The following is a 15,966-nucleotide window of genomic DNA, read 5'->3' on the forward strand; positions in this document are numbered from 1 at the left end:
ATTAAGTTTTTTATTATTTTTTCTCAGTGTGAAAAATTTTAATATTGCACACTTTTGCTTAATTGTCAGAAAAATTTTTGCAAGGACCTGAATATTGTCCTTTTTTTATCGCTAGCCCTAAAATTATCCAAAACCAGAAATAAACACGAAATAAGCCTCTTTTAGCAACAAAAAACGGCGCTTTCGCACCGTTTTTTATGACGTCTTCATTGTCGCTAAGACCATTTCACAGCCAATTTATCCGGCTAATTGGTCATGCCCCAATGCAATAAACAAGCTGTATTTATTTTACACCCAGCTCTTTGAGACGTTCTTGCAGGTAGCTGTCTGCAGTGTAACGCTCAGACAAAACCACATCCGGTCGTGGGTGCAGGAACAATGGCAACGAGATGCGAGACTTGTCACTGGCCTTACCGGTTGGGTTGATCACGCGGTGAATAGTTGATGGGAAATAACCGCCAGACGCTTCTTGCAGCATGTCACCAATGTTGATGATCAGGTTACCGAAATCACAAGGCACGTCTAACCAGCTACCATCTTGTCTTTGCACTTGCAGACCAGGCTCATTCGCAGCTGGCAAAACAGTCAATAGGTTAATGTCGCCATGTGCTGCTGCACGAATAGCACCCGGCTCTTCGTCACCTGTCATTGGTGGGTAGTGTAAAACGCGCAGTAGTGTCTGCTCAGAGTCTTTGATCATGTCTTTAAGATCAATTGAGAACTTGGCACGCACATCTTCTGGTGCTTCAGCCTGAACCCAGCTTAACAATTGCGCTGCAAACTCATTGGCCAGACGGTAGTACTCACGAATTTCAGCATCCAGTTGTGCAGGCACACGCCCTTTTGGATAAACGTGGAAGTACTCTTTAATGTCTTTAATTGTGAAGCCTTTCGCAACTTCAGATACATCGGGCGGAAAGTAACCGTCTTGCGTTTCTTTGTTAAATAAAAACGCGTGCTTTTCTTCTGAGTTAAAGAATTCTTGCCAGTTTTTATAAATAGACTCAACCAGTTCCTGAGGAATTGGGTGGTTTTTTAGTACACCAAAGCCCGTTGAGCGCAGAGATTCTACAAATAGTTTCGCCGCGTCAGGCGCTTGATAGTCAACTGTAGGTAGCTGTTGCATAATGGTTCCACCGATATATTTACGTGACTTAAATTCAAGAAATTAACTGCAACTCGAACATTGAAAATTAACTTTTTGAATTAAGATAAAATCTTGCTCGCGAGCTTAGAGAAATCCACCGCCACAGATAAGGACTTATGTCCGCCCACCTCATCAATTATCCTGTGGTTTGACTCAGATCAAACAGGCTCGACCGGTAAAGTTATCTGCCAAAGGAGGCCATCCTCATTGTTTTGTACACAGTAATTTCCCTCCAGTGCATTAACAATCAAATTGGCTGCCACCGATGCACTCAGCCCGACATGACCGGTGTTGCCCCTTTTCGTTGTAACAAAGGGCTTCAGCATGTCTTCTTCTGAGATCCCGTCAAGTCCGAGCCCGTTATCCTGATAGCGCACGGAGAGTTTCCCTTCTTCTATATCCAGGGTGATAGTCACCTGCAATGTTCCTTGCTGGCGGCCATGTGCTAGGGAATTTGCTATCAGCGTGTCCAGCACAGATGCTAACAGCCCACCATCAAACACAGCCACCAGATCTTTGGGCACGACGAGGTGCAACTCGACGGGTTTGTCCGACCAGGCACATTGCACTTTTTCAGCAAACTCTAGCAGGCTCACTCGGGTAGGCGACACAGGACATTCAACCCGGGCAATTTGCTTCACCATAGAGACAAATTTGGCCACTCTGTTTAAATTTCTCTGGCTAAGTGCCAAGCTGGTATCGCATTCTCTCAACTTGTCGGTAAACATGGCGGTGTCTGCCCTGCCCGCTTCAAGTGCTGCAACCAGCTTATTCACCGTATCACCACAATGACTGACAGCCGTGATGGCAGTGCCCAGCGGCGTGTTTATTTCGTGTGCAACACCAATGACCATTTCGTTCATCACCTGAGAGAGCTGCTGCTTTACCGCACTTTTTTGCGCATCCAGTAGTTTGATCTGAGTATCCACTCTGGCGAGGATCTCAGCTGGAATAAAGGGCTTGGTAATGTAGTCATTGCCGCCGGCATGCAGTGCTTCGACTATCCAGTCGGTGTCGCTGTGGGCACTGACAAAAATTACCGGTATATGGCTGGTATGCTTCTCTGCCTTTAGTAGCTTACACAGTTCAATACCAGATGTGCCGGGCATTTTAATGTCGGTGATCACAAGCTCAGGCGGTTTACGCTGGATTATGCTCAGCGCAATCTCGGCATTAATGGCGGCAAGCACCGTGTGACCTTGCTGGCGCAGGATCAATTGCAGCATGTGCAGGTTTTCAGCCACATCGTCAACCACCAAAATATCTGCCATTCCTTTGTCCTCTTCGTCGCTTTATTTACTTTCACTAAGCATAGCTTGAGAAATGACCGCACGCGACTATGGTTACTATGTTAGTAAACTCAACAGTGTGGCGTGTATATGGGTCTAAAATTTAGAGTAAATGTAGTCTTTTCAGTAATACTGTCGGGTTTATTTATTGCAGCCTTATTACTCTTTCTCAGTTTCACCAAGCTCGAGCCCATTAATAAACAGCTCGACAACCTTGAAACCCTGACCACACTCTCTGCCAGCCTTAGGGAACATGCTCAAGACCACACTATTCAACTTGCTTTATACCTTAACGACCCGCAGCCACAGCAACTCGAAAAGTTAGCCAGGTTCAGCCAGTCACCGTTGACGGTAACGGTAAAAGCACACACCTCAGAGCCTGCAGCAATGCGCCCTTTAATCGCCGCACTGCCCATTGAGCCCTCAGCAACTCAGCTGGCTGTGATACACAGTGAACTGAAGCAGCTTTTTGTCCAGACCTACACCGAGCTGACTCAGTTTCAGTCGGGCATTCCTCTGACATCACACTTTAACCTGGCAGCTTATCACAGCGCGCTGCAACAAATTAGCGGTGAGCTGGCGCAACTGGATAGCATGTTCACTGAGCAAATCCGCCAACTTGTGGCAACTAAAGACACTCATTTTACAGACCTGAGTAAGCACATTATGTGGGCCCTGCTGCTCCTTGGCATCGCCACCTTAGTAGCTCTGTGGTGGTGCAATTTACGGCTTTTTGAACCGCTTAAGCGCCTGCAAAACGCGTTACATGAAGCCAACCAAACGGGCAACTCTCAGTTGCAACTGCCCGACCAGCTGGGCGCCGAGCTCAGCGGACTGGCTAATGTCGTTGGTCAAATATACGACAAACTCCACAACCGGGTCGAAATCGCCAAGTTGCGAGAAATGTTTAACCAGGGGATCCGACATAGCCGCGATCCGGACGAGCTGCGGCGCTTCGCTTTGGAGTTTTTCGCCACCTATTATGCCGCTCCCAGTGTGGCCATTTGCTGCACCGATAATGAGGCACTCACGCCAATACAAACAATTGGTTGTCCGCCCTGTCTGGATAAGCTGAGTATTCAATACACACAATTGCGACGAACCCTGACGCGCCAGTGTTTGGCGTCTAAAGACGCAACCTTTGAGTTGAAAGCCGGTGCAGTCACCATTGCCATAAAAAGCGCTGCGCTGTATCCATTGATTGTTAATAACCAGCTCAAAGGCGCACTGTATATCGCCAGTGTCGATCGCTTCGACGGTGAACAACAAACCAGTATTCAGCAGCTATGTGAAGATCTCGCTATCCAGATCCAACTGTGTGAAAACGCCCAGCAGCAGCTCGCCGCAGAAACAGCGCTCTCACAGCACCTGGAGATGACACTACATATACTCAATGCCATTCCCAACCCCACTTATTACCGGGATACTCAGGGCACCTTCTTAGGTGTAAACCGAGCTTTTCTTGATTTTCTGGACTTGTTTGAAGCCGAAGTTACCGGCATGCGCATTCAGGATGTGTTCGATGTCTACACCACCAGCTATCTGGAGCAAAAATCTAACTTTACGATTGAACAGCAAGCACAACACCAGTTTGAACTGACCCTGAAAAACGGCCAGCAGGAGTCCCGTGAGTTGATTGTACATGAGGCACCATTTTTTGACGGTTTTAAGGAGGTTGGCGGTGTTGTCGGCACCTTTTTAGACATCACAGAGCGCAATGAGCTGGAACGAGACATGCTTGCAGCCAAAGAGCTTGCCGACAAAAATGCCAAAGTAAAAAGTGAGTTTCTTGCCAATATGAGCCACGAAATACGCTCACCGATGAACGCCATCATTGGCATGGCTCATCTGGCACTGAATACGCAGTTGACTACCAAACAACGCAATTACGTTGAAAAAATAGACAACGCCGCCAAGCAGCTGCTCAAACTACTTAACGACATTCTGGATTTTTCAAAAATTGAAGCCGGTAAAGTCGAAATAGAATCCACCCATTTTCGCCTGGATAAGATCCTGGATAATGTCGCCACAATCGTCGGGCTCAAGGCAGAAGAAAAGCAACTGGAGCTTATCTTCGACGTTCACCCGGATGTGGCCAATGACTATATTGGCGACCCCCTGCGTATCAGCCAGGTGTTGATCAACCTCGCGGGCAATGCCGTTAAATTCACTGAGCAGGGCCATGTGACGATCAATATTTGCTACCAAAGTGAGGATGAGCAAAGTGCAAGGTTACTCTTTAGTGTGATTGATTCCGGGATAGGATTAAGCAGCGAGCAACAAACAAAACTGTTTCAGTCTTTCTCTCAGGCGGATACCTCTATTACTCGCAAATACGGCGGCACCGGGCTGGGGTTAACCATATCTCAGCATCTCGTGAAGCTTATGGGCGGTGAGATCTTTGTTGAGAGTGAGTTGGGTAAAGGGTCTACATTCTATTTCTCGCTGCCCTTGCCCTTTGCCACAACCACCCGCCTTGTCAGCCAGCCGGCAGAGCATTTTAAAGACAAGCTCGCCCTGATTGTGGATGACAATGCACTGGCCCGTGAAGTCATGGCCGCCATGCTGAAGAAGTTTGGTATTGCCTCTAAGCTGTTTTCTTCCGGCGATGCCTGCATAGAATACGTCAGCAATCAGCAACCCCACTTTGATATTGCCTTTGTTGACTGGCACATGCCACAAAAAGACGGCATAGACACCATCATGGAGCTGCATACCCACTCTCCTGCAAGCCAGTATGCATTGGTGACGGCATATGGACGCGAGTTGGGACTTAAAGACGAGCAAAAACACATCATCTCAAGTGTGTTATTAAAGCCCATCAACCCCTCAAGCGTATTCGATTGCCTGCAAGCCTGCCTGGCACCGCACCCACAGCAACTCAACAGTGCTGAAATGGCTCGCGATAGCAGGCTGTCTGGATTGACGATACTGGTGGCCGAAGACCAACCCGTCAATCAGGAAATCGCTGTTGAAATACTGTCTTTTCATGGGGCGGCGGTGGCGGTTGCAAACAATGGCCAGGAAGCGCTTGAAGCCGTGCAGTCCACCGCCTTTGATATTGTCTTAATGGATATGCAAATGCCGGTGATGGATGGAATAAAAGCAACGCGGGCTATTCGTAAACTCACCGAGATAGCACAGCCGCCCATCCTGGCCATGACCGCCAATGCTATGCAAACCGACATCCAAACTTGTCTGAATGCCGGTATGGTTGGCCATATTGCTAAGCCTATTGATGTAGAAAACATGATTGAGACCATTTTGCTCCATACTCAGCAACATGAGGCCGAGAGTGAAAAGACGGCACCGCCAATACCCGAGCATCAAAGCTCAGCTGAGCCCGACGTTGAACATGAGGAATTTGCTTTTGAGGGCATTGATATTGATGCTGGTATTAATCGGGCAGCCGGCAACCGCGACGTATACTTTTCGCTGCTTGAAAAATTCGTAAAACAGCAAATAGAAGAGCTTATTAACCTGAAACAAGCCATTACCATAGGAAACACTGAGCTGGCCGAACACCTGTTACATGCCCTGAAAGGTGCCAGTGCAAACCTGTCTATGACCTATCTGAGCAACCAATGTACTGCACTGGAATCTCAAATAAAAGAAGACCGTATTGACCTGGTGAAGATAGACGAATTACTGGACTACATCAGAGCGTGTCATGAGCAAATTAGCCGCTACCTGAATGCCCGTGCTTCACAGCCCCAACAAAAGGCAGATGCCATGCCCCAGTCGGAGCACTACGGGGAAAGCCTGATAACCCTTGCCAGGGCATTACAAGATTATGATGCCCGTGCAACTGAGCTGGTCGCCTCTCTAAAGGTGGACGCTCCCTTGCCTGAAGCAATATTGAATGAGCTTAACGACCTGGTTATCCAGTTCGAATTTGAAAAAGCACATACGCTGTTAGCGCCTTACATACCTGAGCATGCAGAACCATAAGCAGAGGTGATAGGAATTGTGCAGCCCTTTTGCAATCGGGGCTACACAGATATAGATGAGACCTAATTACAGGCCGAGATCAGCCATAAAGTCGTCGTCTGCGACATCTTCTGCTGATGATTCCGCTTTTTTAGCCGCCTCCGCTTTTTTGGTTCTCTGGCTGGCAATAATATCATCCGGATCAACGGCTTCAGTGATGTCGTAATCGTGCAACTTAATGAACTCGGTCTTGTCCATGGCCAGTTCCAGATAGAAAATATTCTGGCCCTGAGTGGTGAAGGTCACGCGGCGCGCCTGTGGCCTGTCCATTGTGGTATCCACCGAGATCTGAACCTGTTTGTTAATGGCCATCATTTTGGGCTGGTTCTGCGTGATAGAGGTATGAAGCTGCTCACGCACTTTGCTGGTGAAATCACCAACGATTTGGTTCATCAGCTCACCCATCACATTGGATACGTCATCCGACAAGTGGCTTTGTGCAATTTCGTTTTCCGGCATGCCCATAGAACGCATATAGTCCTGATAAACTTCCATTGCAGCCTGTGCGGTGAAGTTGGTGACAACCAGACCGGTAAAACCACCGTCAAACAGAACAAAACAACCAATGTCTGGACGCATACAGGTACGGGTGATCTTCTGTACCATTGCCGAGTAGGCAATCTGATTGCCACTGGCCGAGGATAAAACCTCAGTCACCGAGTGACATAATGTGGATAGGATATCTTCTGTGCTGATCACTTTATTTTTCGCCATGTTGGTTCTCTAACTTACTTCTTATTGTTAATACTAGCCAAGCTACTCAATTTATCACTGACTATCTAGTATAAAATGCTAAAATAGCATGATTATTTTTTTGTAAGACAAATTGGACTAGCAGTGTGACGGGCAAAGACAGTATATATGCCACAGAGCAAGAAGTCAGAGACTTCACCTTCGACGCAAACGTTGTAGAAGTATTTCCGGACATGATCCAGCGCTCCGTGCCGGGTTATGCCACCATCGTCAGTACCATGGGTAAACTGGCCGGACAATACGCGCAGAGTAATTCAAACCTCTATGATCTGGGCTGTTCACTGGGGGCTGTCACCCTCAGTATGCGCCGCAATATCGACAAAGAAAATTGCCGCATTATTGCCGTAGACAACTCCCAGCCTATGGTCGAACGCTGCCAGATGCATCTGAAAGGCTTCAAATCAGACGTACCGGTAGACGTACAACTGGGCGACATTAACGAGTTAGAGATAAGCAACGCCAGCGTTGTTGCCATGAACTTTACTTTGCAGTTTATCCCCCAGGCACAAAGAGACGCTGTGCTTGAAAAAATTTATCAGGGGCTGAAACCCGGCGGCGTATTGCTGCTTTCGGAGAAGATCAAAGGTGAAAACGACATCAAAGATAATTTGTTGATTGACCTGCACCACGACTTCAAACGCCACAATGGCTATTCAGAGCTGGAGATCAGCCAAAAGCGCACTGCCATTGAAAACGTAATGCGCACCGACAGCCTCAGCACCCACAAAAACCGCCTGGAACAGATAGGATTTGCCCATACTCAGGTGTGGTATCAGTGCTTTAACTTCTGCTCCCTGGTAGCGATTAAATAAGAGAAAGACTATGAATTCCTGGTTTACCGATTTTTATGCTGCTATTGCGAAAAGCCCTCTCAGCCATTGGCTGGAAACACTGCCGTCACAACTGTCTCACTGGCAAAAAGAAGCCCAGCACGGCGACTGGTCACAATGGGAAAAGGTACTCAAAAACCTCCCTGATTTGCCTGCCGATCAGATAGACATTGAGCACAAAGTGTCCTTTACCCGTCAGGAGCCACTCTCTGAGGGACATCAGAAGCAATTGACACATCTGTTCAAACGCATGATGCCCTGGCGCAAAGGCCCGTTTCATATTCATGGTATCGACATTGACACCGAATGGCGCAGCGACTGGAAATGGGATCGTTTGTTACCGCATATCAGCGATTTACATGGCCGTAGCGTGCTCGACATCGGCTGTGGCTCTGGCTATCACTTGTGGCGCATGCGCGGTGCGGGGGCTGAGTTTGTCGTGGGGATCGATCCCTCAGACTTATTCCTGAGTCAATTTCAGGCCATCAAGCACTTTAATCCGGATCCGAATGTCCATCTGTTACCTCTGGGTGTGGAGCAACTCCCGGATTTGAAAGCCTTTGATACCGTTTTCTCTATGGGGGTGCTTTATCATCGTCGCTCCCCCATCGACTTCCTGGCTCAGCTAAAAGCTCAGTTGCGCCCAGGCGGTGAGTTAGTGCTCGAAACCCTGGTCATTGAAGGCGATGTAAACACGGTGCTTGTACCGACAGATCGCTATGCCAAAATGCGTAACGTCTGGTTTATTCCCAGCTGTGACGCGCTTGCGTTGTGGCTACAACGCGTGGGCTTTAAAGACATCAAAGTGGTGGATAAAGACATCACTTCTTTGGATGAACAAAGACGTACCGAGTGGATGCAGACCGAATCTCTGGCCGACTTTTTGGATCCGAACGATCCCAGTAAGACGATTGAGGGTTACCCTGCTCCGCTTAGAGCAATTATTGTCGCAAAAGCCTAATAATACCAATTTCACTTAATACATGCTCAATTTGAAGGAGCAAATAGAACGCTAACTGTGTTAAAAATTTTTCATTTAGAGAAACTAAATAGCAAAATTTTTGCCTCGTTATCGACCCTATTTTCTCGCCTCAAAATAGAGCTCTCAATTAAGCAAATTGGTATGCTCAAACACAAAAAAGCCAGCATCTAAGCTGGCTTTTTCTGATTATGTGGGCTGTAAATTAGCCCAACAGCTCAGCGAGTTGCTGGCTTACCGCTTCAACAGCCTGAGTACCATCCAGTTTGTGGTACTGAGTATTGCCTGCATCCGCTTCTGACTGGTAGTAGCTTACCAGAGGTTTAGTCTGGTCGTGGTAAATGCCAAGACGCTTACGTACTGTTTCTTCTGTATCATCGGCACGAATGATCAGGTCTTCACCAGTCTGGTCGTCTTTGCCTTCTACTTTAGGCGGGTTGTACACAACGTGATAAACACGGCCAGAAGCCGGGTGTACGCGACGGCCGCTCATACGCTCAACGATGATTTCGTCAGCAACGTCGAACTCGATAACGTGATCAACCGCAATGCCGTTTTCTTTCATTGCATCTGCCTGAGGGATAGTACGCGGGAAACCGTCTAACAGGAAACCATTCGCACAGTCTTCTTTTGCAACGCGCTCTTTTACCAGACCAATGATGATGTCATCAGATACAAGCTGTCCTGCATCCATCACTTTTTTGGCTTCCAGACCCAGTGGCGTGCCTTCGCTGATAGCAGCACGTAGCATGTCGCCCGTTGAAATTTGTGGAATACCGTACTTTTCCATTAGAAATTGAGCTTGAGTGCCTTTACCTGCACCCGGCGCGCCTAGCAAAATAATGCGCATAGTGTGTTCCTCGTATGTGAGTTAACTGGATTTTAATTGTGTCGAATTTTTTCACATTGGGCAGGGATACTCAAGGGACTTAGACCAATTGTCTAGCGCTGATTGCAACAAGGCGAACAAAATTCGCTCACCTTGTCATAATATTCGAATAGGCGCGGCAAATTGCTCAATTTAACCTCACCTTTGCCCGGTCTCATTGTCAGCTGACTTTTCGCTTTAACCCAGTTCTGGCAGAGAAAAACAAACGCAACCGCTCGCCCAGAACCGAAAATGTCAGGCCACAGAGGATCACGGCACCGCCAACCACCTCAAACAGGCTTATCTGTTCATCCAGGATCACGCTGGCCCCTATCATACCCACCAAAGGGATTAACAAAGCGAACGGCGTCACTGCCGCTGCGCGATGTTTGCCAAGTAACCAGCCCCACAAAGCAAACGCCAGCAAGGTAGAAACGGGCCCGACATAGAGTAACGCTAGCCAGGTTTGCGCACTGGTATTTTGGATCAGGGCAATGGGTGCATTACTTTCAAGATTATAAGACAAAACGAACAAAGGCAGTGGTGCGACAGCGCTGACCCAGACCATAAAATGCAGTAAGTTTACTTGCTTCAGCTGTTTCATAATGAGATTGGACACCGCCCAACTCAAAGCAGCACACAGGATCAACGCCATGCCATACAAAGTGACACTGCCTGTCTCACTCAAAAAGAACATACCAAACCCACTGCACGCAATGGCCGCACCGGCGACCTGAAAACGACTTGCCTGTTCTTTCAACACCAGCGCACTGAGCACAATCGTAAACACCACCTGGGCCTGCAGTAATAACGATGCAATGCCCGCTGAGGCATCTTTTTCCATTGCCACAAACAGCAGGCCAAACTTAATCACACCCAGAAACAAGCCCACACCCAGCACATGCCACACCGGCGTCTTGGGAAAGGGAATAAAAAATATGGCGGGCAGTGCCACAATTAAAAAGCGTAAGCCAGAGAATAAAATAGGCGGTAACTCGGCAAGGCCCAGTTTGATCACTGAAAAGTTTATCCCCCACACCGCCACGACCAGCAGTGCACACAAAGTGCTTTTTAAATCCATATTCCCTTCCTAACCTTACGACTTTTTAACCCTAGTTCGGGTCCAATGCACAGCATCACGCTAGCATAAATTTCACGACAAGAGCAAAACGGGTTACGCCGTTTGCTTCTATTTTTGAAATAATCATTTTAATTACTGCCACTTTTTACTAAAAAGGTACATTCATGTAAATTTACCTAATTAGCAGACAAAGCAATGCAATAATTCGCCAAAATAAAAAAATTAAACCATTTTTCATTGCAAAATTATTTCATTCCATTGTAGAATGCACGCCCAACCGAATAGCAGCTTTTGCTGACCTTTCATTCTTAAAATTCTTGTTAATAAAAGTCGTGCAGTCCCCATATGGTGATTGCTTTTTTGTGCGCGTCAATTTTATAAATGTCAAAAGTCAGCTCAGCGATAGCCATTCAACCAGGTTGGCGACTACCCTCGCAGAAACCACCACACACGAGATTTAAAATTAACCGTTTCTAACTTGAGGAACATACATGAGCACCACAGCACGCAATCTTACTCCGATCGCAACCGCCATGGCACTGGCAATGGCCGGCTTATCTTCAGCCCCAGTTTTGGCTGAAGAAGCACAAGCTGAGAAATCAAAAATCGAAGCTATCACGGTAACCGCGACCAAGCGTTCACAGGTTATCTATGAAGTACCGATCGCTATGAGTGCATTCTCAGGAGATGATCTGGATGCACAAGGTATCTCAGACATCACTGATGTGGGCAAATTTGTTCCAAACCTGAATATTACTGGCTTCTCAGCTGGTCACAACTCCTCTGCCAACCCGTTTATTCGCGGTATTGGTTTACAGGACCACCTGATCACCACAGATCCTGGCGTAAGCGTTTATGTTGATGGCGTTTACCTGGGCCGCCAGGTTGGCCAAAACTGGAACCTGGCTAACATCGAACGTATTGAAGTACTACGTGGTCCTCAGGGTACGCTTTATGGCCGTAACTCAATTGGTGGCGCAATTAACATCATCACTAAGCAACCAGATCAGGAAGCTGTGACTAAGGTGAGCGCCGAGACAGGCACACGTGGACGTGTTAAAGCCAGCATGTTTACCAACCAGGCCGTAACCGATGAACTGGCGTTTAACTTCAACATGGGCTTTAACCGCCGCGGTGGTTTAGGTGAATTCACCAACCTGCCAAATGCTGAGTACGATGTGGGTGAGAACCAGGAATTCCACGGCCGTGTATCTGTTAAATACACCCCTACTGATGACCTGCGCCTGGTACTGACGGCTGACGCCAACGATGGTGAAGGTGGTACTCGTCCGTTTACTGTGTTAATCGACGAAATGCCGGAAGGCCGTCTGTATAAAGCCGGCTTGCGCAATTCAATGGTTGCCGCCGATCCATACGACAACGCGACCAGCAGCATCAACACCGCAACCGTTTCAAACAAAGCAAACGGACTCTCACTGACTGCTGAATACGACATCAACGCCGATTATGGTACTAAGTTTATCTTCAGTAAGCGCTCATCAGAATATAAAGCGGGTCTGGATGATGACGGCACCGCAGTCGCCCTTGACCACTACCCTGAGCGTGGTGAGGCCGATCAAACCTCTGTTGAACTGCAACTGACAGGCTACCTGGGCCGTGCTGACTTTGTAACCGGCATTTACTGGTTTAATGAAGAAGGTAGCAACCGTCAAAGCCCGGACGAAGCAAGCTTTGATGGTGGTCCGACTAAGTTGGAGCTGGATCAGGAAACGACCAGCCGCGCAGTATTCTTCAACCTGGGCTATGACCTGACAGATGACTTGCGCCTCAGTGGTGGTGTGCGTTACACAGAAGATGAAAAAACCGCATCGACGAATGTATTCGACCCTGTTGGCACCATTTATTCAAGCAAAGACTGGGATGAGATTTCATGGGAAGTTGCAGCCAATTATACCTTTGAGAATGGCCTTAACTGGTACGGTACCATTCAGACTGGTTACCAGTCTGGTCAATACCCTGCTCGTCCATACTTCCTGATCGGTCAGTTCTTTGGTGAAGGTGGTTTTGATAACCCTAATGCCGCAGCAGCTGTACGCGCAAATAACGCCTTCATGGCAAGCGAAAACATCAGTGCAATCAACTATGAAACGGGTTTCAAAGGCCAGTTGACTAACGACTTCAGCATGAGCGTGGCATTTTTCAATACTGAATATGAAGACTTGCCGTATCAGGTTAACGTAGTAACAGACTCAGGCTTCGACACCAACAACCTGATCGTTGAACAAACGTCACGTGGTATCGAATTTGAAAGCACCTACTACGTCACAGACCAATTTACCCTGCACTCAAGCTTCGGCTTTATGGATGTAGATGTAGAAGAGCAAAATGGCATCAAGCCGGTTGCACCTCTGACGCCAGAGTGGACTGCATCAATCAGCCCGTCTTATGAATTTGAACTGGACAACAACGCAACGGTAAACACCCGTTTTGATGTTTCATTCCGCGACAGCATGTATGGTGAGCCTAGCTCAGATCCGCGCCGTATGACTCAAATTGATGACCGTACCACAGTAAACTTTGATATTTCATACGCGCCAGCCAACGCGAACTGGGATATCTCGCTGTATGGCCGCAACATCTTTGATGAGCGTTACGACGATGCACGTCTCAACACCGGCGACTACATCCTGGTTATTAAGAGCAATGATGCCAGCGAATTCGGCGTTCGCTACCGCGCAACATTCTAAGCCCGATAAGTCGTTATAAAAGGCATAAAAAAAGCAGCGCTTCAATTCATTGAGCGCTGCTTTTTTAATAGCAATTTGCTTAATTAAGTGTGCAATTTTGAGGCGAGAAAATACGGTCGATAACACCGCTCCCGCGTCCTGCTATCGCTGAGGCACCTACATCCATATAGGCGAGGCAAAAATTTGCGAACTCATACCTTAGGTAAAGGTTCTAAATTAAAAATTTTTAACGCCGTTAGCGTCATATTTGCTCCGTCAAATTGAACAGGTATTAAGTGAAATTGGTATAAGCTAACTAAATAGCCTCATATCCCGCACCAAACCTACAGCACTTTTTTCTTTGTGACTTTGCTCTTATGACCAAGAATACGGATAGACCAGCTTTGTAGCACACCCGCTTCTTGGTTATTGTCTAACTGATGGTATCGGCTACCCGTATTTAACTCATAAATGCCGAGTACGCGTGTTTCATTACTCATGTCTGTAATATGCAGTTTCCACTGACCGCTTCCGGCATTGGCTTTTTCATCCCAGAACTTGTAGCTGAGCATCAAGTGGTCCGTGTAGCCATCCTGACTCCCCGGTGATTGCTCAGGCAAACCCAGACGCAGTCAAGCCAGGTTGTTAAACGGCTACATCAGCAAGTGAAGAATGTCGCAAGACGCGAGTAATTGTGGGATTGCTCGATTCTCAAGCGCAGAGGATAGCCGCAGAGCGGAGGCTCTGCGGGATGTGTTGTTATGATTAAGACTGGATTTGCGCAGTGGTTTCTACTTTTGGCTGCACATCTTCACCGTATCCAAACGTGACCGCCAGTACGAGTACGACAGAGGCGGCGAGCATCAGTTTGCCAAACAGGGGCAGACAGAATCGGAACCACAAGTGGTAAGGCACACCTGCCATACCTATGATCCCCATCAGAACCGCATTGGTTGGAATAATCATATTCGAGAAGCCATCACCAAACTGATAGGCAAGGACTGCGACCTGACGATACACACCAATAATGTCACCTACGGGCGCCATCAGAGGCATAGTCACATAGGCCTGACCACTGCCCGAAGGGATAAACAGATTTAGCAAGGTTTGCATAATGAACATGCCCACGGCTGCCAGTTCAGCGCCTAAATGCGACAAAGGCGATGACATGGCGTAAACCAGCGTATGCAGTATTTGACCATCTTCCATGATAAGTGCAATCCCCCGTGCGACACCGACTAGAATCGCAGTACTTGCAAGGTCTTTAACGCCCTCGATAAATTCGTTTGCTGCGCGATCTGCGCCGATCTGGCCCACTACTGTGGTAAATATGCCCCACGAAATAAACACAGCACCCAGTTCATACAGATACCAGCCTTTTTGAGAGATACCCCAAACCGCCGTGACAATGGCCGCAATCAGGCCAAATAAGATCATTTGATGACGTTTATTGAGTGTCGGATAATTTGCCTCAGCGGTACCGGCTAAAGGACAAGGCAGGCCTTTGGTCAGAGATAATTCCGGGTTGGCCTGGACCTTTTTAGCGTAGCTCCATACATGGTGGAAACCAATTAATACGAACGGCAGGAAAATCGCCAGGCGCAGCTCAATACCCGAATAAACCGGAATGTCTGCCACCTTTTGCGCCACCATCACTGTAAACGGGTTAAAGGCAGATACGCCGTAACCAATACCGTAGCCCGCGACCACCATGCCCACGGCGGTCATGGCATCCAGACGCATTGCCTTACACAGGCCCACCAGGATTAGTACAAAAGGAATATACTCGCCCGCTGTACCAATCGCACCTGAAGCCAGCGCAAAACAAAACACCACCATAAAGATCAGAATGTTTGGCTTGTGACCAAAGCGCTCAAGCAAACGACCAATCAAGGCATCAATAGTGCCGGTAGCACGCGCGATGGCCAGTACACCACCGACAATGAAAACAAAGAAAATGACATCCTGTGCAGCGGCAAACGCGCGCGGAATGGCAACCAGGAAGTCCATGGGCGTTAAGCGAGTTTGCGCCTCGGCAAGCGCATAGGTGCCTGGCACAACGGCCTGACGACCATTATCGAGTGTGACAGTATCGAAGAAACCTTGCGGGACCAACCAGGTCGCAAGATAAGCCACCAACATCATAGACAGTAGCAGGATGAGCGTATGGGGAACTTTAAACCCTTCTTTCATGTTATTTCTTTGTCGTTAACTAAAATTGTGCGCAGTGTAATAAAAATTGACCCTATGGTGCAAACACCACGCGGCTAATAGCCCAACTTTGGCGTTAAAAAAGGTAAACAAACCAGTGTGAGCTAGGGTGCTTAACCGGCCACAAAAAA

The 15,966-nt window shown here is 47.8% G+C and carries 11 protein-coding genes; 4 read left to right on the forward strand and 7 right to left on the reverse strand.

What is annotated here, in order from left to right; genetic code table 11:
* Window positions 1–283: 283 nt before the first annotated feature.
* Window positions 284–1,126, reverse strand: coding sequence for an isopenicillin N synthase family dioxygenase (locus tag TW77_RS01365; protein ID WP_046003165.1), 843 nt, complete (start codon window positions 1,124–1,126; stop codon window positions 284–286).
* Between the two features lie 179 nt (window positions 1,127–1,305).
* Window positions 1,306–2,418 carry a response regulator gene (locus TW77_RS01370; protein ID WP_046003166.1) on the reverse strand — a complete coding sequence of 371 codons (1,113 nt, stop codon included), beginning with the start codon at window positions 2,416–2,418 and terminating at the stop codon, window positions 1,306–1,308.
* A gap of 108 nt (window positions 2,419–2,526) precedes the next feature.
* Between TW77_RS01370 and TW77_RS01375 the strand changes: the two genes are divergently transcribed.
* A complete protein-coding gene (locus tag TW77_RS01375) occupies window positions 2,527–6,387 on the forward strand; it encodes a PAS domain-containing hybrid sensor histidine kinase/response regulator (protein WP_052712996.1) in 3,861 nt (1,286 codons plus the stop codon).
* Window positions 6,388–6,453: 66 nt separating this feature from the next.
* On the opposite strand, the gene TW77_RS01380 is transcribed toward TW77_RS01375, so the two are convergent.
* A complete protein-coding gene (locus TW77_RS01380; protein WP_046003167.1) occupies window positions 6,454–7,140 on the reverse strand; it encodes a DUF3334 family protein in 687 nt (228 codons plus the stop codon).
* 125 nt (window positions 7,141–7,265) lie between these two features.
* Here TW77_RS01380 and cmoA point away from each other — a divergent pair, with 125 nt between their 5' ends.
* The gene (cmoA, locus tag TW77_RS01385) at window positions 7,266–7,991 is read left to right on the forward strand and encodes a carboxy-S-adenosyl-L-methionine synthase CmoA (protein ID WP_046003168.1); all 726 of its coding nucleotides are present in this window, start codon (window positions 7,266–7,268) and stop codon (window positions 7,989–7,991) included.
* A 10-nt stretch (window positions 7,992–8,001) separates the two neighbouring features.
* Window positions 8,002–8,970, forward strand: coding sequence for a tRNA 5-methoxyuridine(34)/uridine 5-oxyacetic acid(34) synthase CmoB (gene cmoB / locus TW77_RS01390; RefSeq protein WP_046003169.1), 969 nt, complete (start codon window positions 8,002–8,004; stop codon window positions 8,968–8,970).
* Between the two features lie 223 nt (window positions 8,971–9,193).
* Here cmoB and adk read toward each other — a convergent pair whose 3' ends face one another.
* Together adk and TW77_RS01400 are read right to left on the reverse strand one after the other, a co-directional pair.
* Window positions 9,194–9,838 carry an adenylate kinase gene (gene adk / locus TW77_RS01395; RefSeq protein ID WP_010385354.1) on the reverse strand — a complete coding sequence of 215 codons (645 nt, stop codon included), beginning with the start codon at window positions 9,836–9,838 and terminating at the stop codon, window positions 9,194–9,196.
* A 199-nt stretch (window positions 9,839–10,037) separates the two neighbouring features.
* On the reverse strand, window positions 10,038–10,937 hold the full coding sequence (locus TW77_RS01400; protein ID WP_046003170.1) for an EamA family transporter: 900 nt from the start codon (window positions 10,935–10,937) through the stop codon (window positions 10,038–10,040).
* A gap of 491 nt (window positions 10,938–11,428) precedes the next feature.
* Between TW77_RS01400 and TW77_RS01405 the strand changes: the two genes are divergently transcribed.
* The gene (locus TW77_RS01405; RefSeq protein ID WP_046003171.1) at window positions 11,429–13,645 is read left to right on the forward strand and encodes a TonB-dependent receptor; all 2,217 of its coding nucleotides are present in this window, start codon (window positions 11,429–11,431) and stop codon (window positions 13,643–13,645) included.
* Window positions 13,646–13,968: 323 nt separating this feature from the next.
* On the opposite strand, the gene TW77_RS01410 is transcribed toward TW77_RS01405, so the two are convergent.
* Together TW77_RS01410 and TW77_RS01415 are read right to left on the reverse strand one after the other, a co-directional pair.
* Window positions 13,969–14,244 (reverse strand): hypothetical protein, encoded by a 276-nt coding sequence (locus TW77_RS01410; protein ID WP_156158572.1) that lies wholly within the window; start codon window positions 14,242–14,244, stop codon window positions 13,969–13,971.
* A 145-nt stretch (window positions 14,245–14,389) separates the two neighbouring features.
* Window positions 14,390–15,817 carry a YfcC family protein gene (locus TW77_RS01415; protein ID WP_046003173.1) on the reverse strand — a complete coding sequence of 476 codons (1,428 nt, stop codon included), beginning with the start codon at window positions 15,815–15,817 and terminating at the stop codon, window positions 14,390–14,392.
* Window positions 15,818–15,966 lie beyond the last annotated feature (149 nt).

The organism is Pseudoalteromonas rubra, from assembly GCF_000967655.1.
GTDB classification, from domain to species: Bacteria; Pseudomonadota; Gammaproteobacteria; order Enterobacterales; family Alteromonadaceae; genus Pseudoalteromonas; species Pseudoalteromonas rubra_A.

Bases quoted from the DNA above. Each gene is read 5' to 3' on its own strand.
- TW77_RS01365 (WP_046003165.1), bottom strand. From the start codon at position 1,126: ATGCAACAGCTACCTACAGTTGACTATCAAGCGCCTGACGCGGCGAAA.
- TW77_RS01370 (WP_046003166.1), bottom strand. From the start codon at position 2,418: ATGGCAGATATTTTGGTGGTTGACGATGTGGCTGAAAACCTGCACATG.
- TW77_RS01375 (WP_052712996.1), top strand. From the start codon at position 2,527: ATGGGTCTAAAATTTAGAGTAAATGTAGTCTTTTCAGTAATACTGTCG.
- TW77_RS01380 (WP_046003167.1), bottom strand. From the start codon at position 7,140: ATGGCGAAAAATAAAGTGATCAGCACAGAAGATATCCTATCCACATTA.
- cmoB (WP_046003169.1), top strand. From the start codon at position 8,002: ATGAATTCCTGGTTTACCGATTTTTATGCTGCTATTGCGAAAAGCCCT.
- adk (WP_010385354.1), bottom strand. From the start codon at position 9,838: ATGCGCATTATTTTGCTAGGCGCGCCGGGTGCAGGTAAAGGCACTCAA.
- TW77_RS01400 (WP_046003170.1), bottom strand. From the start codon at position 10,937: ATGGATTTAAAAAGCACTTTGTGTGCACTGCTGGTCGTGGCGGTGTGG.
- TW77_RS01405 (WP_046003171.1), top strand. From the start codon at position 11,429: ATGAGCACCACAGCACGCAATCTTACTCCGATCGCAACCGCCATGGCA.
- TW77_RS01415 (WP_046003173.1), bottom strand. From the start codon at position 15,817: ATGAAAGAAGGGTTTAAAGTTCCCCATACGCTCATCCTGCTACTGTCT.